Origin of the sequence: Ruegeria atlantica (genome assembly GCF_001458195.1) — a bacterium.
In the GTDB taxonomy this organism is placed as follows: Bacteria; Pseudomonadota; Alphaproteobacteria; order Rhodobacterales; family Rhodobacteraceae; genus Ruegeria; species Ruegeria atlantica.
This window is the reverse complement of record NZ_CYPU01000070.1, coordinates 24,190-41,355: the sequence shown is the minus strand read 5'-3', so window position 1 is coordinate 41,355 and position 17,166 is coordinate 24,190. Positions and strand designations below refer to the sequence as shown.

General features: G+C 57.2%; 25 protein-coding genes. 16 read left to right on the top strand and 9 right to left on the bottom strand.

Annotated elements, in window-relative coordinates; all coding sequences use genetic code 11:
• Positions 1-4 precede the first annotated feature (4 nt).
• Together RUA4292_RS18625 and RUA4292_RS18620 are read left to right on the top strand one after the other, a co-directional pair.
• Entirely contained in the window at positions 5-259 is a 255-nt protein-coding gene (locus RUA4292_RS18625) for a hypothetical protein (protein WP_058278955.1), read from the top strand.
• A gap of 1 nt (position 260) precedes the next feature.
• The gene (locus RUA4292_RS18620; protein ID WP_058273291.1) at positions 261-497 is read left to right on the top strand and encodes a GlsB/YeaQ/YmgE family stress response membrane protein; all 237 of its coding nucleotides are present in this window, start codon (positions 261-263) and stop codon (positions 495-497) included.
• A gap of 6 nt (positions 498-503) precedes the next feature.
• Here RUA4292_RS18620 and RUA4292_RS18615 read toward each other — a convergent pair whose 3' ends face one another.
• The 7 genes from RUA4292_RS18615 to RUA4292_RS18585 all read right to left on the bottom strand — a co-directional run bounded on the left by RUA4292_RS18615 (position 504) and on the right by RUA4292_RS18585 (position 4,990).
• The gene (locus tag RUA4292_RS18615; RefSeq protein WP_058279046.1) at positions 504-1,106 is read right to left on the bottom strand and encodes a COG3904 family protein; all 603 of its coding nucleotides are present in this window, start codon (positions 1,104-1,106) and stop codon (positions 504-506) included.
• Between the two features lie 54 nt (positions 1,107-1,160).
• Positions 1,161-1,784 carry a trimeric intracellular cation channel family protein gene (locus RUA4292_RS18610; protein ID WP_058273289.1) on the bottom strand — a complete coding sequence of 208 codons (624 nt, stop codon included), beginning with the start codon at positions 1,782-1,784 and terminating at the stop codon, positions 1,161-1,163.
• A complete protein-coding gene (rnhA, locus tag RUA4292_RS18605) occupies positions 1,781-2,248 on the bottom strand; it encodes a ribonuclease HI (RefSeq protein WP_058278954.1) in 468 nt (155 codons plus the stop codon). The genes RUA4292_RS18610 and rnhA overlap by 4 nt, the downstream gene beginning before the upstream one ends.
• The gene (locus tag RUA4292_RS18600; protein WP_233493497.1) at positions 2,241-2,828 is read right to left on the bottom strand and encodes a class I SAM-dependent methyltransferase; all 588 of its coding nucleotides are present in this window, start codon (positions 2,826-2,828) and stop codon (positions 2,241-2,243) included. The genes rnhA and RUA4292_RS18600 overlap by 8 nt, the downstream gene beginning before the upstream one ends.
• Positions 2,825-3,277, bottom strand: coding sequence for a DUF3429 domain-containing protein (locus RUA4292_RS18595; RefSeq protein WP_058278952.1), 453 nt, complete (start codon positions 3,275-3,277; stop codon positions 2,825-2,827). The genes RUA4292_RS18600 and RUA4292_RS18595 overlap by 4 nt, the downstream gene beginning before the upstream one ends.
• Positions 3,274-4,224 carry a 4-hydroxy-3-methylbut-2-enyl diphosphate reductase gene (ispH, locus tag RUA4292_RS18590; protein ID WP_058278951.1) on the bottom strand — a complete coding sequence of 317 codons (951 nt, stop codon included), beginning with the start codon at positions 4,222-4,224 and terminating at the stop codon, positions 3,274-3,276. Before ispH ends, RUA4292_RS18595 begins: the two co-directional genes overlap by 4 nt.
• Positions 4,225-4,417: 193 nt before the next feature.
• Positions 4,418-4,990 (bottom strand): LabA-like NYN domain-containing protein, encoded by a 573-nt coding sequence (locus RUA4292_RS18585; RefSeq protein WP_058278950.1) that lies wholly within the window; start codon positions 4,988-4,990, stop codon positions 4,418-4,420.
• Positions 4,991-5,143: 153 nt separating this feature from the next.
• Between RUA4292_RS18585 and folK the strand changes: the two genes are divergently transcribed.
• The 11 genes from folK to RUA4292_RS18530 all read left to right on the top strand — a co-directional run bounded on the left by folK (position 5,144) and on the right by RUA4292_RS18530 (position 13,508).
• Positions 5,144-5,701 (top strand): 2-amino-4-hydroxy-6-hydroxymethyldihydropteridine diphosphokinase, encoded by a 558-nt coding sequence (gene folK, locus RUA4292_RS18580; protein WP_058278949.1) that lies wholly within the window; start codon positions 5,144-5,146, stop codon positions 5,699-5,701.
• A gap of 93 nt (positions 5,702-5,794) precedes the next feature.
• Positions 5,795-6,148 (top strand): DNA-directed RNA polymerase subunit omega, encoded by a 354-nt coding sequence (rpoZ, locus tag RUA4292_RS18575; RefSeq protein ID WP_010437681.1) that lies wholly within the window; start codon positions 5,795-5,797, stop codon positions 6,146-6,148.
• 26 nt (positions 6,149-6,174) lie between these two features.
• Positions 6,175-8,307 (top strand): RelA/SpoT family protein, encoded by a 2,133-nt coding sequence (locus RUA4292_RS18570; RefSeq protein ID WP_058278948.1) that lies wholly within the window; start codon positions 6,175-6,177, stop codon positions 8,305-8,307.
• A 16-nt stretch (positions 8,308-8,323) separates the two neighbouring features.
• The gene (locus tag RUA4292_RS18565) at positions 8,324-9,022 is read left to right on the top strand and encodes a DUF2062 domain-containing protein (protein WP_058273282.1); all 699 of its coding nucleotides are present in this window, start codon (positions 8,324-8,326) and stop codon (positions 9,020-9,022) included.
• Complete coding sequence (locus tag RUA4292_RS18560) at positions 9,015-9,761, top strand: pyridoxine 5'-phosphate synthase (protein WP_058278947.1); 747 nt, start codon at positions 9,015-9,017, stop codon at positions 9,759-9,761. Before RUA4292_RS18565 ends, RUA4292_RS18560 begins: the two co-directional genes overlap by 8 nt.
• Entirely contained in the window at positions 9,758-10,381 is a 624-nt protein-coding gene (locus RUA4292_RS18555; protein ID WP_058278946.1) for a LysE family translocator, read from the top strand. Before RUA4292_RS18560 ends, RUA4292_RS18555 begins: the two co-directional genes overlap by 4 nt.
• Positions 10,382-10,432: 51 nt before the next feature.
• Complete coding sequence (locus RUA4292_RS18550; protein ID WP_058278945.1) at positions 10,433-10,888, top strand: ABZJ_00895 family protein; 456 nt, start codon at positions 10,433-10,435, stop codon at positions 10,886-10,888.
• Positions 10,885-11,304 (top strand): holo-ACP synthase, encoded by a 420-nt coding sequence (acpS, locus tag RUA4292_RS18545; RefSeq protein WP_058278944.1) that lies wholly within the window; start codon positions 10,885-10,887, stop codon positions 11,302-11,304. The genes RUA4292_RS18550 and acpS overlap by 4 nt, the downstream gene beginning before the upstream one ends.
• 57 nt (positions 11,305-11,361) lie before the next feature.
• Positions 11,362-12,201: a signal peptidase I gene (lepB, locus tag RUA4292_RS18540; RefSeq protein WP_058278943.1), complete on the top strand. Its 840-nt coding sequence runs from the start codon at positions 11,362-11,364 to the stop codon at positions 12,199-12,201.
• The gene (gene rnc / locus RUA4292_RS18535; RefSeq protein WP_058279045.1) at positions 12,198-12,875 is read left to right on the top strand and encodes a ribonuclease III; all 678 of its coding nucleotides are present in this window, start codon (positions 12,198-12,200) and stop codon (positions 12,873-12,875) included. Before lepB ends, rnc begins: the two co-directional genes overlap by 4 nt.
• Before the next feature lie 156 nt (positions 12,876-13,031).
• A complete protein-coding gene (locus RUA4292_RS18530; RefSeq protein WP_058278942.1) occupies positions 13,032-13,508 on the top strand; it encodes a hypothetical protein in 477 nt (158 codons plus the stop codon).
• 28 nt (positions 13,509-13,536) lie between these two features.
• Here the strand turns inward: RUA4292_RS18530 and RUA4292_RS18525 are convergent, their stop codons facing one another.
• Positions 13,537-14,913, bottom strand: coding sequence for a multicopper oxidase family protein (locus RUA4292_RS18525; RefSeq protein ID WP_058279044.1), 1,377 nt, complete (start codon positions 14,911-14,913; stop codon positions 13,537-13,539).
• Positions 14,914-15,070: 157 nt separating this feature from the next.
• Between RUA4292_RS18525 and era the strand changes: the two genes are divergently transcribed.
• The 3 genes from era (at position 15,071) to RUA4292_RS18510 (ending at position 16,733) form a co-directional block, all read left to right on the top strand.
• Complete coding sequence (gene era / locus RUA4292_RS18520) at positions 15,071-15,979, top strand: GTPase Era (protein ID WP_058278941.1); 909 nt, start codon at positions 15,071-15,073, stop codon at positions 15,977-15,979.
• Positions 15,976-16,305, top strand: a complete 330-nt coding sequence (locus tag RUA4292_RS18515) for a DUF1491 family protein (RefSeq protein WP_058278940.1) — start codon at positions 15,976-15,978, stop codon at positions 16,303-16,305. The genes era and RUA4292_RS18515 overlap by 4 nt, the downstream gene beginning before the upstream one ends.
• A 104-nt stretch (positions 16,306-16,409) precedes the next feature.
• Positions 16,410-16,733 carry a SemiSWEET transporter gene (locus RUA4292_RS18510; RefSeq protein WP_058278939.1) on the top strand — a complete coding sequence of 108 codons (324 nt, stop codon included), beginning with the start codon at positions 16,410-16,412 and terminating at the stop codon, positions 16,731-16,733.
• Positions 16,734-16,761: 28 nt separating this feature from the next.
• On the opposite strand, the gene RUA4292_RS18505 is transcribed toward RUA4292_RS18510, so the two are convergent.
• The gene (locus RUA4292_RS18505; protein WP_058278938.1) at positions 16,762-17,067 is read right to left on the bottom strand and encodes an NIPSNAP family protein; all 306 of its coding nucleotides are present in this window, start codon (positions 17,065-17,067) and stop codon (positions 16,762-16,764) included.
• Between the last annotated feature and the right edge of the window lie 99 nt (positions 17,068-17,166).

Sequence of the window (17,166 nt, the reverse complement as noted above, 5' to 3'; positions counted from 1 at the left end):
AGACTTGTACATGACTTTGATGGGGACGGTGTTGATCGCAGCCGTCGTTGGAAGCCTCGCGGAAAAAACCGGGTTTACCCGAAACGGCTATCTGCAATCTATCATCATTTGTATCGGCGGTGCCTTTCTGTTTTTCTTTGCTCAGATCATGTTTGGCAGGATGTTCGGGTTTAACCTTGCTTTTGGGTCCCCGGGATTGAACGCTATTGTGTCATCCGTCGGCGCGCTGATCATCGTGCCGACCCATTGGAGGAAGTGACATGCCTGTCATCGCCCTGATTGTTATCGGAGCCGCCGCAGGGTTCCTGGCCACCCGTTTAATGCGGATCGAGGCCAACATCCCCACAACCATGTTGATTGGCATCGTTGGTGCACTGGTTGGCGGATTTCTGTTGCGGGCCTTGATCACCGTGGCAGGATGGTTGTCCGGTTTTGTGGGTGCCGTTCTGGGGGCTCTGCTGGTGATCTGGATCTGGCAGACCTATCTACGACGTTGAGCGTGGCTACCGCTCGTCGCAAATCACTGTTGATCCCAACGATTTGGAATTGCGCGTCGCCATATTGAAGCGATTGGCTTCCTCTGCTGACATCCAGTGCATTTCGTCCTCGGACGCTGCATCAAGCGTGAACCAATAAAAGGCCGGGTCGACACCAATATCATTGAAATAGTCGAGATAGCGATCGTGCTCGGGGTGGTTTTCGGGCAGGTTGGCAGCCACATATCCGCCGCCGCCCCAGCTATGAACCCCGACACATGCGCCAGGTTCCAGAGTGCGACGATTGCCTGCCAGGAACAGATCGGTGCCACCAGAGGCGACCAAGCCGTTTGAGGGCACCACAGTATCGAACCCTTCGTCCCGAACAACGCGGCTGAAAACGACATTTGCATCATCATCGACCGAGCCTTCGATGTTCTGCAGTACAAGTGTCTTGATCTCGGGATTGGCCGCAGTGATTTCTTCAAAAGCGCTGAGTGTCGTGTGATCAATAGCCCCCGAAGCAACGATTTCGTCGCCCTGTACAACGAAGCTGACCGCGTCGTATCGCTCTGCACACGCACCCAGAAGAGGCAGTGAGGCGACAAAAATGAGGAAAGTGAATTTCATTTCAGTTCTCACTTCTGTGCCACAGGAAATGCAGATCGAACATTTTGCACCCATTTATTGCCGCGGCGGGCGCGCCTTGTAAACCGGAAGCCGCCAGCCAAACACCAATGATCCCGCCCGCAATGCCCAGCAGATCAACGCACATGCGGCCAGTGTGGCCAGCTCGTCGAAACCAAGTCGGGTCGCAATCACAGCGGCAAAAGCCCCGGCAAACGCGCAAGAGACGTAGAGCTCACCCTGTTTCAGAACCAGTGGCACTTCGTTGCAGACCACGTCCCGCATTAAGCCGCCAAGGCAGCCCGTTGTGACGCCCATCAGCACAACGATGACACCGGATTGGTTCAGCGACAAGGCTGCGCCAGCACCTGCTGCCGCGGCAATCGACAGAGCGAAACTGTCCAGCCAGACCAGCAAGTTGTATCGGCTTTCCACCAAATGGGCGGTGAAAAACACCACCACAGCTGCCGCTGTGGCGATCAGGATATAGTCCGGTTGACCGACCCAGAACACCGGGTGCCGGTCCAACAGCAGGTCGCGGACGGTTCCGCCGCCCACAGCAGTCAGGCAGGCCATAAAGGCAAAACCCACCAAATCCAGCTGTGCCCGGCTAGCCACCAATGCACCCGTCAGGGCAAAAACCAGAACTGAGGCATAGTCGAGCAGTGCCAGACCGCTCATGTTTGCGCCTTTTTGGGTTTGAACGGGGCCATGCCCGCGCGGGCCAGCTCGTCGGCTTTTTCGTTTTCGGGATGGCCTGCATGGCCCTTGACCCATTCCCAGGTCACGTCATGGCGCGCCTGCGCCTCGTCCAGTCGCTGCCACAGATCGACATTCTTGACCGGCTTCTTGTTCGAGGTTTTCCAGCCGTTGCGCTTCCAGCCGAAAATCCAGCCGGTGACGCCATTCTTCACATAGGCGCTGTCGGTTACCACGGTGATCCTCGAGGCCCGCTCCAGCGTTTCCAGCGCGCTGATCGCTGCCAGCAATTCCATGCGATTGTTGGTGGTTTCAGCCTCGCCGCCGTTCAACTCGCGCTCTTTCATGACTTTTTCGCCGTCCATCGCGCGCATCAGCACGCCCCAGCCCCCCGGGCCAGGATTGCCCGAACAGGCACCATCGGTATAGGCAAACAACTCAGGCATGGGCGATCACCAGAATAAAGCCGTCATAAGACCCGGCCAGACCCTTGCCCACTCCGGTTGTAATCCGGTCAATTGTGAACCCTGCCTCGGCTAGCGCCTCTTCGATCTCGGTCTGTGAGAAATAGGTGTAATAGCGATCAATGTCGTCGCGGTGTTCACCGGTTCCCAGTTTCAGGCCAAGGAAAAAGATACCCTCGGGCTTCAATGCCCGGTGGATGGCCGCCAAATGGCGCGGGAAATCCTTGCGAGGGGCATGCAGCAGCGAAAAACTGGCATAGATGCCGTCAAACGTGGCCGTTTCGGTCACATCGTCAAATGTACTGACATGCGCATCTACGCCATTTTCGCGGGCGTGTTCCACAAAGGCCGGCGTCGCATCCAATGCCCGAACCCGCAGCGCCTCACGCAGGAAAAACATGCTATCCGCCCCAGGGCCCGAGCCGAGGTCCAGCACATAGCCACCCGGCGCAACCGCTTCGGCAAAGGCCATACGCGCTTCGATCTGTTCGGGCGGCAATGGGACGCTCAGATACTCGGCAACACGCGTAGTGTAGGCATCAATTGTCTTGCGATCGGTCACAGGTACACTCCTACGGCAAGGCATATCAGGACGATGGCTGTCAGCAGAACGCGCAGCCTCAGCCACCATGTTGGGGTCAGCCGCCAATATGCAAATATCGCATCCAACACCAGCAAACCGGCGAAGCCGTACATCAGGTTGATGCCCGCCTCGACAGGTCCACCGCCGGTCATGAAAAACGCCCAAAGCGCCGGGAGGACTGACAGCACATAGCATGTCGCTGCCTTACTGCCCGAGGTCTTGGTGGCGAACCCCCACAGAACACCGGACATAAAACTTAAGATCACCGAGCCGTAGAACAGTTGAATATAAGGCCCGACGAACCGCGACCCAAGCTCTTGCCTGCCCCAATCCTGCAAATCGCCGTTCAAGGAGGTCAGCGCGCCCCAAATGAACGGGATCAGCCCCGCCAGCGCCAGAACCAACGGCGCTCTGGGGACGCCTCTCATGCGGTTTGCCTCAGGACGCGAGGCACTTTGAATTCGACATTTTCGACGGCAGTTTCGACCAGTTCAACCGTTACGTCATAGTGGTTGTTGAAAGCGTCAATCACCTCATTCACCAGCACCTCGGGTGCTGACGCGCCTGCGGTAATGGCGATGGTTGAGATGCCTTCCAGCGCCCGCCAGTCGATATCGTGGGCGCGCTGCACCAATTGCGCATAGTTGCATCCGGCGCGCGCAGCAACCTCGACCAGCCGACGCGAGTTCGACGAGTTCGGTGCGCCTACAACCAGCAAAGCATCCGATTTCGGAGCCACGGCCTTAACAGCCTCTTGCCGGTTCGTGGTGGCGTAGCAAATGTCCTCTTTATGCGGGCCAACGATGGCCGGGAACCGGGCTTCGAGGGCCGCGATAATGTCCTTGGTGTCATCCACTGAAAGCGTAGTCTGGGTGACAAATGCCAGCTTTTCCGGATTGCGCACCTGAACCGAGGCCACGTCATCAACGGTTTCAACCAGCAGCACTTCGCCGTCAGGCAATTGGCCCATGGTGCCGATGGTTTCCGGATGGCCCTTGTGCCCGATCATGATCATCTGCAATCCGGCTTCAGCATGGCGCTGCGCCTCGACATGAACCTTGGAGACAAGCGGGCAGGTGGCATCGACGTAGATCATTTCCCGCTGGGCCGCCGACGCGGGAACGGATTTCGGTACGCCATGCGCTGAAAAGATAACGGGTCGGTCGTTAGGACACTCGTCCAGCTCTTCGACAAAAACCGCACCCTTTTCGCGCAGACCATCTACGACGAATTTGTTGTGCACAATCTCATGCCGCACATAGACCGGGGCACCCCATTTCTGCAGCGCCATTTCAACGATCTTGATCGCCCGGTCGACACCGGCGCAGAACCCGCGTGGTGCGGCAAGGTAAAGGGTAAGGGGCGGCTTGGTCATGTCTTGGTCTCCATAGGCCACAGGTAAGTCTTTTCCCGGCTATGGTCCAGACAGGACATTGTCATTGATCTGACATGAATCACTGCTAGCCAGCAGGTGTTTCAGTACCTGCTTTTAGTTAAAGAAGCGCGGCCAGGTTGGTACAGCCTGACCGCGCTAATTTCTTCCCCCGGGGTTGGTGAGTGGCCGGGTCTTACTGTCCACCCGCAGCAACGCTGCGTGGCTCCATGGGCATTTCACGCGGAGGTCGCCCGATCACGTCGCGCAGGTCTTCAAGTTCGATGAAGTTGTCAGCCTGGCGGCGCAGCTCGTCCGAGATCATCGGCGGCTGGCTCCGGATGGTCGAAACCACCGAAACGCGCACGCCCTGACGTTGCAAGCTGGCAATCAGCGGGCGGAAATCCCCATCGCCCGAGAACAACACGATATGATCGACACGTGGTGCCAGTTCCATGGCGTCGACCGTCAGTTCGATATCCATGTTACCTTTGACTTTCCGACGCCCCATGCTGTCGGTGTATTCCTTCGCCGGTTTTGTCACCATGGTGAAGCCGTTGTAATGCAGCCAGTCAACCAAGGGGCGGATCGGGGAATACTCATCGTTTTCCAATAGCGCCGTATAGTAAAAAGCCCGAAGCATCTTGCCGCGGCGCATAAACTCCTGGCGCAGCAATTTGTAGTCGATGTCAAACCCCAGTGCTTTTGCGGCCGCATAAAGATTCGAGCCGTCGATGAACAGCGCTAGCCGTTCGTCTTTATAGAACATAAATAGGTCCTTCCGGTACAATACAGGACGCCGTGGTGTTACGTGAGTGGGAATTTGGAAATATGCGGCGCGCTGATCTTCTATAATTAGGCCATTTCGGTCGTATCGCAAGCATGCAATTCGCCGAATATAGTGAATGGAACGTACAAATCTATGTCAAAAGCGGTTATCGCGCTGGGCGCAAATCTCAAATTGAGAGGTATTGACCCCAAGGTGACACTTCAAAGCGCACTTGACGCGATGTTGCGTCAAGGGGTGGTGATTCGTGCCGTCAGCCGTTTTTTTGAGACCCCGTGCTTCCCGGCAGGTGCCGGGCCCGACTATACTAACGCGGCTGCAGCGATCGAAACGGACAGGACACCAGCCGATTTGTTGCACCTGCTTCACCAGATTGAGCATCAGTTTGGCCGCGAAAGGGTGCAGCGATGGGGTATGCGAACGCTGGATCTGGATCTGGTGTGCTATGATGAATTGGTTCTGCCGGATCGCACCGTATATGATAGCTGGCTGACCCTGCCAGCACAGGAACAGACGCAAAAGGCGCCGGATCGGCTGATTCTTCCGCATCCGCGCCTGCAAGATCGTGCTTTTGTACTTGTTCCGATGGCGGACGTAGCTCCGGATTGGCGACATCCTGTGCTGGGCCGGACGGTAACCGAAATGCTGGCAGACCTGCCTGCGGCGGATATTGCGGCGGTCACGGCTGTGTGAACGGTGCAATTGCAGCATTTCTTGCTTGTCAAGGCGGGGATTCGCCCTTAGATAAACCTCTTCCTGACATGGATTCAGTAACGGAGAGCGCCCATGGCCCGCGTGACGGTTGAAGATTGCGTAGACAAGGTTCCTAACCGGTTTGAACTGGTGATGCTTGCCGCCCATCGTGCGCGCGAGATTTCTGCCGGCGGCCCTATCACCGTCGACCGTGACAATGACAAGAATCCCGTCGTGTCGCTGCGCGAGATTGCGGACGAAACCCAAAGCGCGGATGAACTGCGCGAGCGCCTGATCGAGGCTAACCAGACCCAGATTGAGGTCGACGAGCCGGAAGAAGATCAGATGGCTCTGTTGATGGGGGCGGAATCGGACAAACCTGCCGATGACGATATGTCGGAAGAGAAGCTGCTGCGCGCTCTGATGGAGGCTCAAGGCCAGGGGTAATCCCCAAAGATAAAGGTGCGGACCGGATGATTTCTGCAGACGACCTGATTGCGCTGGTCCGCAACTACAACCCCAAGACTAATGCTGACCGCATCGCCCGAGCATATGAGTTCGGAAAGCAGATGCATGACGGTCAGTTCCGCCATTCAGGCGAACCCTATTTCACGCATCCTGTTGCCGTGGCCGCCATCCTGACCGAACAGCGTCTGGATGATGCGACGATCATTACGGCGTTGCTGCATGACACGATCGAAGACACCAAGGCCAATTACGGCAAAGTGTCCGAACTGTTCGGGGAAGAGGTTGCCAAGCTGGTCGATGGCGTCACCAAGCTGACCAATCTGCAGCTGTCCAGCCGCGAGACCAAACAGGCCGAGAATTTCCGCAAGCTGTTCATGGCCATGTCCAAAGACTTGCGGGTTATTCTGGTTAAGCTGGCCGACCGTTTGCACAACATGCGTACAATCAAGGCAATGCGCCCGGAAAAGCAGGTGCAGAAGGCACGCGAGACGATGGATATTTATGCGCCGCTCGCGGGTCGCATGGGTATGCAGTGGATGCGCGAAGAGCTTGAGGATCTTGCTTTCCGCGTTCTGAATTCCGAAGGTCGCCAGTCGATCATTCGCCGCTTTATCACCTTGCAACGTGAAACCGGCGACGTGATTCATCGGATCACCGGCGACATGCGGCACGAGCTGGAAAAGGCGGGCATCGAAGCCGAAGTGTTTGGTCGCGCCAAAAAGCCATATTCGATCTGGCGCAAGATGCAGGAAAAGGATCAGGGCTTTTCGCGCCTGTCCGACATTTACGGTTTTCGCATCATTACCCGGTCCGAGGAAGATTGTTACCGGACGCTGGGTGCCATTCACCAGCGCTGGCGCGCGGTGCCGGGTCGGTTCAAGGATTATATCAGCCAGCCGAAATCGAACGGATATCGCTCGATCCATACAACAGTTTCCGGCCGCGACGGGAAACGGGTCGAGGTTCAGATCCGCACCCGTCAGATGCATGATGTGGCAGAAACCGGCGTTGCGGCGCATTGGTCGTACCGCGACGGTGTCCGCTCGGAAAACCCTTTTGCCGTTGATCCGGCCAAGTGGATTGCGAACCTTACTGAACAGTTCGACAGTGAGGAAGATCACGAAGATTTCCTCGAAGCGGTCAAACTGGAAATGTACTCGGACCAGGTGTTTTGCTTCACGCCCAAGGGTGATGTTGTCAAGCTGCCGCGTGGGGCTACGCCGATTGATTTCGCCTATGCGATCCATACGCGCATTGGACATGCCTGTGTTGGCGCCAAGGTGGACGGCATCCGTGTGCCACTGTGGACGCGGATCAAGAATGGTCAGTCGGTGGATGTAATTACCGCTGACGGCCAGACGCCTCAGGTAACGTGGCTTGAGATTGCAGTGACCGGCAAGGCCCGGACCGCCATTCGGCGTGCGCTGCGCGAGGTCGACCGCGAGCGGTTCATCAAGCTGGGCAAGGAACTTGCGCGTTCCGGTTTCGAACATGTCGGTCGAAAGGCTACCGACAAGGCGCTGGATACCGCTGCGAAACACCTGCGCCTGAAGGATCGTCACGAATTGCTGGCGCGTCTCGGCAGCGCCGAGCTGACGGCGCATGATGTGGTCAGCGCCGTTTACCCTGAACTTACCCAGGATGACGGTGATGCCATTTCTCCGCGCCGCGCGGTGATCGGCCTTGAACCCGGCCAGAAATTCGACCGCGCGCCCTGTTGTCAGCCTTTGCCTGGCGAACGCATCGTCGGCATTACCTATCGCGGCAAGGGCGTTGTGGTGCACGCAATCGATTGCGACCGCCTGTCCGAGTTCGAAAGCGAACCAGATCGCTGGGTTGATCTGCACTGGCATTCTGGCACGCACCCGGCCGTTCATGGTGCGACTCTGGACGTCACGATTGGCAATGATGCCGGGGTGCTGGGCCGCATTTGTACGTTGATAGGCGAGAAAAAGGCAAATATTTCGAACCTGGAGTTTGTCGACCGCAAACCGGATTTTTACCGCCTTCTGGTCAGTGTCGAATTGCGTGACCTGGAACAGTTGCATTCGCTGATGCTTATGCTTGAGGCCGAAAGCGACGTCGCCGCGGTCGAACGCTATAGGGACAGGACCAAAACCGCAGTAGCGGCTGGCTGAGAAGGGGTGATCAGGAGTGGTATTTAAGCGCCGAGACCGACGCTCGCCTGTCCAGATCGCGTCTGAATTCGTCTATCCCCGTGGTGGATGGACGCGGGCCTTTCACTATGTAAAGCATCGTGTTCGTAGGCTGCCGGATTCCCCCGAGCGCATTGCGCGTGGAATCGGGGCAGGCGTCTTTGCCTCATTCACTCCGTTCTACGGATTGCATTTTCTGGTCGCTGCTGTGGTGGCGCGGCTGCTGAACGGCAATATTCTGGCGGCTCTGAGTGGAACATTCTTTGGCAACCCACTCACCTATGTGCCAATCGGCGTGGTTTGCCTGCAGACCGGGCATTTCCTGCTGGGAACCAAGTTCCACAAAGGCGACACGCATGGTCTGATGGGCAAGTTCACAGATGCAATGGGAGACCTGAAGAACAACTTTATTGCCATGTTCACCGACCGTGTCGCGGACTGGCATGGGCTCAGCATCTTCTATAACGAGGTGTTCTTTCCCTACATGATTGGCGGCGTTCTTCCGGGCATTCTGGCGGGTGTAATCTGCTCCTATCTCAGTTTGCCGCTGATCCGCACCTATCAGCAGCGCCGTCGCGACAAGATCAAGGCAAAGTTTGACGAAATCAAACGCTTGGCCGAAACTAAGCCTGCCGTTCCATTGATGAATGCCCTAGGTTCAGACCAGGGCCTTAAGAAGGATTCGAGCGATGTCTGACAACCACTTGCGTCTTGGCGTAAATATCGACCACGTGGCCACGGTTCGCAACGCGCGGGGCGGGGCCTATCCTGATCCGCTGCGTGCCGCCAAGCTGGCGGAAGAGGCCGGGGCTGACGGCATTACCGCGCATCTGCGCGAAGACCGTCGCCATATCTCGGACGCTGATATCGATGGCCTGATGGAGGTCCTGTCGGTGCCGTTAAACTTTGAGATGGCCGCGACGCCCGAGATGCAGAAAATTGCCTTGCGGCATAAGCCGCATGCGGTTTGCATCGTCCCTGAAAAGCGCGAGGAACGCACCACCGAAGGCGGGCTGGAAGTCGCGCGCGAGGAAAACAAGTTGGCTCATTTTATCGCTCCGCTGCGCGATGCCGGGTGTCGTGTGTCGATCTTTATCGCTGCTGATCAGCGCCAGATCGAGGCGGCGCATCGTATCGGCGCCGAAGTGATCGAGCTGCACACCGGTGCATATTGCGATGCCATGGCCGATGACCACGACGACAAAGCCAACAGTGAGTTGGAAGCCCTGCGCGAAATGTCCGTTTTTGCACATTCACTGGGCCTTGAGGTGCACGCGGGCCACGGCCTGACCTATGACACCGTACAACCGATCGCGGCATTCCCCGAAGTCCGCGAGCTGAACATCGGGCACTTCCTTATTGGCGAGGCGATCTTTCGCGGCCTCACGCCTGCCATGGCCGAGATGCGGCGTCTAATGGATGAGGCGCGCGAATGATCACCCCCGGTTTTGTTGCCATCTGGTTTGCCTGGCTTATGGCCGGTGGCTCTCCGGGGCCTGCAACAATGGGGATTGCCGGAACCGCAATGAACGAAGGTCGCCGCGCTGGCCTGGTGTTTGCTTTGGGCATTTGTGCTGGTTCTGCCGCGTGGGGCATCGCCGCCGCGCTGGGTTTATCGGCGATCATGCTGGCCAATGTCTGGGTGTTCGAGGTCATCCGCTATGTGGGGGTGGCCTATTTGGGCTGGTTGGCGATCAAGGCGCTGCGCCGGGCGATGACGCCTGATGAGGTTGCTATAGGCAACCCTGTCACCGGCTCTTTTCGCACAATCTTTGCCAAGGGCGCCGCCATTCACCTGACCAACCCTAAGGCGATCCTGAGTTGGGGGTCGATCTATGCCATCGTCGCTCCGAATGATGCCAGCCTTTCGATGTTGTTGGGCTATTTCGCCATGCTATACGCAGGATCGTTGCTGATCTTCACCGGCTATGCCTTTCTCTTCTCTTCGGAACGCATGGTGCGAGCCTACCGCCGCGCCCGCCGCTGGTTCGATTTTGCGTTTGCTGGGTTCTTTGGAGTGGCGAGTTACAAGATTTTGACGGTGCGGTTGTCGTAAGGGCTACGTAAATACAACACTTCAAATCGATTATTGGAGGCAATTTTGAAGATGGAAAACGTGTGGAGATACACGCTTTGGCTGGTAATCATCAGATTTCTGCTGCCCATCTCTATTGTGCTGCTGCTTGCGCTGACTGGAATTGATTTCTCAAATGTGGGTATTCCGGTTCTGTCCGCCATTCTGGCAGCCGCTGTCACAGGCCGAGTCGTTGCCGCTTCCGCCGGAAGTATGCCGGGTTGGAGCGAATTATTGACGTTTGCGTTTCTGGCGACAGCCATTTTCTATTTAGTGAATTATGCCGCTTACTATTTATTGGCGAAGTCCGGCTTAGGACCAATAAAAATGTACCGGTTCTATGATTGGCACCGCAGCGGCCATATAGTGGAATTGATGGTGTTTCTGACGACAGTGGCATTTATTTCAAACATTGCGATATTTCCACTCGCCATAAAGGCCGAATTGAGAGCGATGGCCAGACGTAATCGAAAAGTCCAAGAGCAATGATCCTCGGCATCGGCACAGACCTCGCGAATATCGACCGCATTCAGGGCACATTGGACCGGTTCGGAGACCGGTTTCGCAACCGTGTATTCACTGAGATCGAACAGAGCAAAGCCGAACGACGCGCTGATGTCGCCGGAACCTATGCCAAACGCTGGGCTGCAAAAGAGGCATGCTCTAAGGCGCTGGGCACTGGTCTGGCCATGGGCATTGCCTGGAAGGATATGTCGGTGACCAATCTGCGCACCGGTCAGCCTGTGATGCATGTCACCGGGTGGGCGGCAGATCGACTGAAAGAGATGACGCCCGAAGGGTATGAGGCCATCATCCACGTCACCCTGACCGACGATCACCCTTGGGCGCAGGCATTCGTGGTGATCGAGGCGCGCCCGCTTCACGATGCGCCTGCGCAGCCTTGACTTGCCCCCAACCGACCCGCATGTAGCACCCCAACGAATAAACGACCGGAGAGCAGTATGGCCGAGGAAGCCAAAACAGGTAACGCCGTGTGGGAGACGATCAAAACCATCGTCTATGCCCTGCTGATCGCGGGCGTGTTCCGCACGATCCTGTTCCAGCCATTCTGGATTCCGTCGGGTTCGATGAAGCCCACCTTGTTGATCGGCGATTTCCTGTTCGTCAACAAAATGTCTTACGGTTATTCCTACGCGTCTTGCCCCAGCCTGATCATCCCAAGCGTCGGCCTGAATGTTGACGCCGAAGATCTCTGCGGCTGGATGCAGAGCGATGAAAACACTCGTATCTGGGGCGGCGACCCCGAACGCGGTGACGTCATTGTTTTCCGCCACCCCGTCAGTGGTCGTGATTATATCAAACGTCTGATTGGTCTGCCCGGGGACCGCATTCAGGTGCGGGACGGTCAGATCATCCTGAACGGCACACCGGTACAACAACAGCCAGATGGTGTGTTCACCGAAGTTGCCGAACCACAAGGCTCGCAAGGTTTGCGCCCACGCTGCGAAAACGGTCCTGTCGGCTTTGGCGGTGTCTGCGAAAAATCGCGTATGATCGAAACACTGCCAAACGGTGTGTCTTACGAAGTGCTGAACATCGGCAACCAGGCGGCTGACAATACCGGTATCTACACGGTTCCCGAAGGGCATTACTTCTTCATGGGGGACAACCGCGACAACTCCAGCGACAGCCGCGTGCCGCAATCCGCAGGTGGCGTAGGCTATGTGCCTTACGAAGACCTGATCGGGCGGGCTGATCGCATCCTGTTCTCATCCGCTGGCCGGTCAATGCTGTTCTTCTGGACATGGCGCGGGGATCGCTTCTTCAAGGCGGTCAATTGAAGCTTTCGACCGAGATAAAGGCGTTCCAGCAGCGTCTGGGGTACGAATTCTCGAACCCTGAACTGCTGGTGCGCGCACTGACCCATGGATCGGTCTCGTCCTCGACACGACCCGACAATCAGCGATTGGAGTTTCTGGGCGATCGGGTTCTGGGTCTTGTCATGGCAACCGCCCTGCTGGAGGCCGACAAAAAAGCATCCGAAGGGCAGTTGGCCCCTCGGTTCAACGCGTTGGTCCGCAAAGAGGCCTGTGCCGATGTGGCCCGGCAAATCGATCTTGGCGTGGTGCTGAAACTGGGCCGGTCCGAGATGCTGTCAGGCGGGCGCCGCAAACAGGCCCTGCTGGGTGACGCGATGGAGGCTGTGATCGCCGCAATCTATCGCGATGCCGGTTTCGAGGCCGCGCGCGACGTCATCCTGCGACTGTGGGGGGATCGCGTCCACAACGTTGAAGCGGATGCGCGCGACGCCAAAACCTCGCTACAGGAGTGGGCGCAGGCGCGCGGGCAAAAGCCGCCCGCTTACGTCGAGGTCAAGCGCAGCGGCCCCGACCATGCCCCAGTGTTTACCATTGCCGCACGATTGCAGGACGGCGCCGAGGCTCAGGCGACGGCGGGGTCGAAACGTCAGGCAGAACAAGCTGCCGCGAAAGCGCTGCTGGATCAGTTGAAATAACAAAGCTTCGCAATCCGTTTATGTCACAATTCTCAATCTAACTTGAGGCCTATGGCGGACCTCGGGCCGCAGTCGTATCTGAAGGTCATCCGCTTTGGCGCTTACTTTTGAGCAATGGGTCAAAGCGAAACGGATACAATGAGTTGAGGCATTCAAATGCAAAGCGCAAAACTGACCACCGTGAATATCGGCTTTCTGTTTATCGCCGGTTTTATCGCCACGATCGCCTTCGATTTCTGGGGGCAGGTTGTCAGCCCCGGCATCGGCTGGGCCAATCTGTCGCCCGAAGGGCTGGCCCAAAGCCTGCTGGCCAGTCTCGGCCTGCCCAGCAATGCCTTCCTTGGCTTCTTCGTGCATTTCTATCTTGTAGGTCTGATTGCGTACCCGCTGGGGTGGTTTCTGATCTTCAAGCCGATATGGGTTAAGGTCTTTGGCCCCGTTCATATGTTCGCGGCCTCGGCCATCTATGGGTTTGGCCTTTGGGTTTTTGCCCTGGGTGGGATCACAACTTTGTCCGGATTGCCGACTTTCCTAAACTTCTCGGCGATCACCTGGGTCGCGTTGATTGGGCATGTTTTTTACGGGATCGTCATGGTTGCCGTCTTGCGCTTGATTGAGCGCCAGAGCGCATGAAATGCCTGGGGAGCGTCTAGCTCGCCCCTCAGACCACCCGGATAAATCCAGTCAGCCCGGTCTTTTGGTGCTCGATGACATGACAGTGGAACGCCCAGTCGCCCGGGTTATCAGCGACCAGCGCGATCTCGGCAACCTCGTCTTTTAGCAACAGCATCGTGTCGTTCATCAGAGGCGGCAGTTGGCGCAGGTTCGACCGTATCGGCACAAAAGCCAATCCGTGCAGGTGGATCGGGTGCAAGTTAGGAGATTCATTTCGCAGCCGAAGGACATAGCTTTTGCCCATTTCCAGCGTTGCCAAAGGCCCAACACCCTGCGCCGCGTCGCCGGGCCATGGTTTGCGATTGATGGACCAGAAGTTATACCCCAGCGAGCCGCAGAACCCGTTGTTGGGTTCACCACCTTCGGGGGTCCAGCCAAATACAAACTCGTGCAGCTCGGCATTGGTCAGAACGGGTTTCGCGACCGGGTTGACGGGCAGAGGGCGCAACTCTTGCAGGTCTCGTGACGCTGATGATTCGATTGCGCGCAGCTGTGCCATAGGTCTGTGCGGCTGACCGGGCAATTTTGCCATCAGCGCAACGCTGCGCCCCTCGTCGCCGGGCATTGCAACCGCAAAATCCACCCGCTGACCGGGCCCGACAAGAAGCGGCTCATCAGCGCTGGGCATCGGGATGTTAATCTCAAGCGGATGGCCATCCCACGCGATAATCCGTGCATCGCCGCCCTCAAGATGCAGTTTGTAGATACGCGTTGTGTCCGTATTTACGACTCGCAGTCGCACCAGACTGCCTGCGGCATGATCGTAGACAGGACTCTGCACCCAGTTAGCGGTGTGGACGTTGCCAAAGGTTCCGGCCCGTGCCGCGCCGCGCTGGGTATAGGCGGGCAGAAACGAACCATCTTCATCCAACCGAAAATCGCGCAGGTTGATCACCTGTTCGCTGTCAAATCCGGGGTCTTCGGGTTCTGTAATCACCATGACGCCCGTCAAACCGTGGGCCATCTGCTCCATCGTCATGCAATGTGGATGATACCAGTAGGTGCCTGCATCGGGCGGAGTGAAGTCATAGTGAAAGGCCTCACCTTCACCCAATGGCATTTGGGTCAGGTAAGGGACGCCGTCCATGTTGTTCGCGATCCGCATCTCGTGCCAGTGCATTGCCGTGTATTCCGACAGCGTATTGCGCACCGGCAGCCGCATCACTTCCCCTTGCTTGCCATACAATACCGGCGGCGGTGCGTTAGGGGACAGGCTGACCATTCCGGTCGTCACCGTATCCCGCAGGGCAAAGCTTGCTGGTTGAATGGTCAACTCCGGCGTCCCCTGCGCCAACCCGAAACCGCCCAGACCCAGCGCGCCGGCAGCGGCCCCGCTGCCCAAAGGAAACTCGCGACGTTTCATGTCTTGCCTCATTTTTCGATGGTTGCCTGGCTGGATTTGGCGCGGCTTGGAATAGGCGTGCCACCGATTTTGCATGACCGCAATGCGACAAATCCCTCTGGCCCGCGCGGCCTTTCTGCTATAGGGGTGCGCACTTGCAACCAGGAACGCCAGACACATGCCCAAACGCGCCGGATTTATCGCCCTGATCGGAGAGCCCAACGCAGGCAAATCCACCCTGCTGAACCGCATGGTCGGGGCCAAGGTTTCGATCGTGACGCATAAGGTTCAGACGACCCGTACCCGCATTCGCGGTGTGGCAATGGAAGGCGATGCGCAGCTGGTCTTTGTAGACACACCCGGCCTGTTCAAACCGCGTCGTCGTTTGGATCGCGCCATGGTTGCCGCGGCCTGGGGCGGAGCGGCGGATGCAGATGTCGTCGTTCTGATGATCGAGGCACATCGCGGCATCACCGAAGGGGTCGAGCGTATCCTCGAAGGCCTGGAAGAGATCGGTCAGGGCCGAAAGGTTGCGCTGGCGATCAACAAGATCGACAAAGTCCAGTCTGAGGTGCTGCTGGCCCTGACAAGTGACCTGAACGCACGCTACCCGTTTTCCGAAACCTTTATGATTTCCGCCGAAAAGGGCTATGGCGTTGAGGATCTGCGCAAATGGCTGGCTGCGGAATTGCCCGAAAGCCCGTGGCTGTATCCCGAGGATCAGATCGCCGATCTGCCCCTGCGCATGATCGCGGCTGAGATGACGCGCGAGAAACTGACCCTGCGCCTGCATCAGGAGTTGCCCTATCAGCTGACGGTCGAGACCGAAAACTGGGAAGAGCGCAAAGACGGCTCTGCCAAGATCGACCAGATCATCTATGTCATGCGCGACGGTCACAAAGGCATCGTGCTGGGCAAAAAGGGCGAGACGATCAAGGCGGTCAGCCAAGCCGCGCGGGCCGAGTTGGAAGAGTTCCTGGACCGCAAGATACATCTGTTCCTGCAAGTCAAAGTGCGCCCGAACTGGCTCGAGGAATCCGAGCGTTACTCGGAAATGGGTCTGGATTTCAAAGACGGAAACGCATGACCCGCCTGACGGCTGATTTTTGGGTCCACGCCTATTTGGCAAGGCTACGGTTTCAGGAAATCCCGGCTTTTGTCGTGGCACATGGCGACGACACAGCGGGCGCGGTGTTGGTCAAACTAAACACCTTGGATGGGCAAGCGGTGGCGTTCCAACGCAGTTTTGATCTGATGAGCGGTGAACGCAAATGGGTCGAGCTTTCCTCTGGCGCCGAAGCAGAGGTTGACGATGCCATCTCCCGGCAACGCAGTTTTGACCCCGATCTTTGGGTGATCGAGGTCGAGGACCGGCAGGGTCGGCATCTGCTGGGCGATGAGGGATTGGACTAGCCAGCCGTTCAACGGGTCTTGGTCGCTCGGACCAAAACGTCTATTTTACCCGCACTCTGTCGGCGAGGATCGCCGCACCGTTTGAATAGATAATAGCTGTATGTATGGCCGAAACACTTGCTGAAAAGCTTGAAAAATCAGAACTTGGTCATTGGATGCATCGGTTTGAAGGCTTCATGGTCTTCATTGGCATTGTCGGCCCTTTTGCCACGCTGCCGCAGTTGATCAAGTTGTACTTCACGCATTCACAACACGCGACCGGCCAGTCTCTGCTGTCTTGGTCGCTCTTTGCTGTGCTGTCATTCTTATGGTTCGCCTACGGGCTGGTGGTCGGCAAGCTGCCTATTTACGTGGGCAACGGTATCTCGATGGTGCTGAATGTCCTGATGGTTGTGGGCATCCTGATCCACGTCGGTTTAACGTTTTGACCAGCCGCCACGATCCGGTGCCAAGGCGTCACCAGCCGCTGCTTTTAAGCGTGATATCGTGCCCGGTGGTGGTCAATGTTTCACCGGCGAATTGCTTTACTTTGGGTGCGAAGGCCTGAAAATAGGGTTGCGATTGCACATGAGCCAATGTCTCGGCGCTGTCCCAGCGGCCCCAGTGAACCCGGGACTTTCCGTCATCAGCGACCGCAACCTGATAGGTGAATTTTCCAGCCGCCTCAGGGTCGGCGTTGATTGCCTCGATAAATGTGCGGATGGTGGCCTGCCATTCGGCTTCGTTGCCATCGAAGGAATATGTAATGGTTATGCCTCGCATCGTGACCTCCTGTTTAACTATTTTGTTAAATAAAGGGTGGCAACCCCGCGTTGTCAAGGAAACGAGATTGGTAACTTATTGACCATAGATGAGAGTTAC

Coding starts and splice junctions, on each gene's coding strand:
- RUA4292_RS18560 (WP_058278947.1), top strand. CDS start 9,015: ATGTCTGACAACCACTTGCGTCTTGGCGTAAATATCGACCACGTGGCC.
- folK (WP_058278949.1), top strand. CDS start 5,144: ATGTCAAAAGCGGTTATCGCGCTGGGCGCAAATCTCAAATTGAGAGGT.
- rnhA (WP_058278954.1), bottom strand. CDS start 2,248: ATGCCTGAGTTGTTTGCCTATACCGATGGTGCCTGTTCGGGCAATCCT.
- RUA4292_RS18505 (WP_058278938.1), bottom strand. CDS start 17,067: ATGCGAGGCATAACCATTACATATTCCTTCGATGGCAACGAAGCCGAA.
- RUA4292_RS18555 (WP_058278946.1), top strand. CDS start 9,758: ATGATCACCCCCGGTTTTGTTGCCATCTGGTTTGCCTGGCTTATGGCC.
- RUA4292_RS18595 (WP_058278952.1), bottom strand. CDS start 3,277: ATGAGAGGCGTCCCCAGAGCGCCGTTGGTTCTGGCGCTGGCGGGGCTG.
- rpoZ (WP_010437681.1), top strand. CDS start 5,795: ATGGCCCGCGTGACGGTTGAAGATTGCGTAGACAAGGTTCCTAACCGG.
- RUA4292_RS18510 (WP_058278939.1), top strand. CDS start 16,410: ATGGCCGAAACACTTGCTGAAAAGCTTGAAAAATCAGAACTTGGTCAT.
- RUA4292_RS18615 (WP_058279046.1), bottom strand. CDS start 1,106: ATGAAATTCACTTTCCTCATTTTTGTCGCCTCACTGCCTCTTCTGGGT.
- RUA4292_RS18525 (WP_058279044.1), bottom strand. CDS start 14,913: ATGAAACGTCGCGAGTTTCCTTTGGGCAGCGGGGCCGCTGCCGGCGCG.
- RUA4292_RS18530 (WP_058278942.1), top strand. CDS start 13,032: ATGCAAAGCGCAAAACTGACCACCGTGAATATCGGCTTTCTGTTTATC.
- RUA4292_RS18570 (WP_058278948.1), top strand. CDS start 6,175: ATGATTTCTGCAGACGACCTGATTGCGCTGGTCCGCAACTACAACCCC.
- acpS (WP_058278944.1), top strand. CDS start 10,885: ATGATCCTCGGCATCGGCACAGACCTCGCGAATATCGACCGCATTCAG.
- ispH (WP_058278951.1), bottom strand. CDS start 4,224: ATGACCAAGCCGCCCCTTACCCTTTACCTTGCCGCACCACGCGGGTTC.
- RUA4292_RS18515 (WP_058278940.1), top strand. CDS start 15,976: ATGACCCGCCTGACGGCTGATTTTTGGGTCCACGCCTATTTGGCAAGG.
- RUA4292_RS18620 (WP_058273291.1), top strand. CDS start 261: ATGCCTGTCATCGCCCTGATTGTTATCGGAGCCGCCGCAGGGTTCCTG.
- RUA4292_RS18610 (WP_058273289.1), bottom strand. CDS start 1,784: ATGAGCGGTCTGGCACTGCTCGACTATGCCTCAGTTCTGGTTTTTGCC.
- RUA4292_RS18550 (WP_058278945.1), top strand. CDS start 10,433: ATGGAAAACGTGTGGAGATACACGCTTTGGCTGGTAATCATCAGATTT.
- lepB (WP_058278943.1), top strand. CDS start 11,362: ATGGCCGAGGAAGCCAAAACAGGTAACGCCGTGTGGGAGACGATCAAA.
- RUA4292_RS18585 (WP_058278950.1), bottom strand. CDS start 4,990: ATGTTCTATAAAGACGAACGGCTAGCGCTGTTCATCGACGGCTCGAAT.
- era (WP_058278941.1), top strand. CDS start 15,071: ATGCCCAAACGCGCCGGATTTATCGCCCTGATCGGAGAGCCCAACGCA.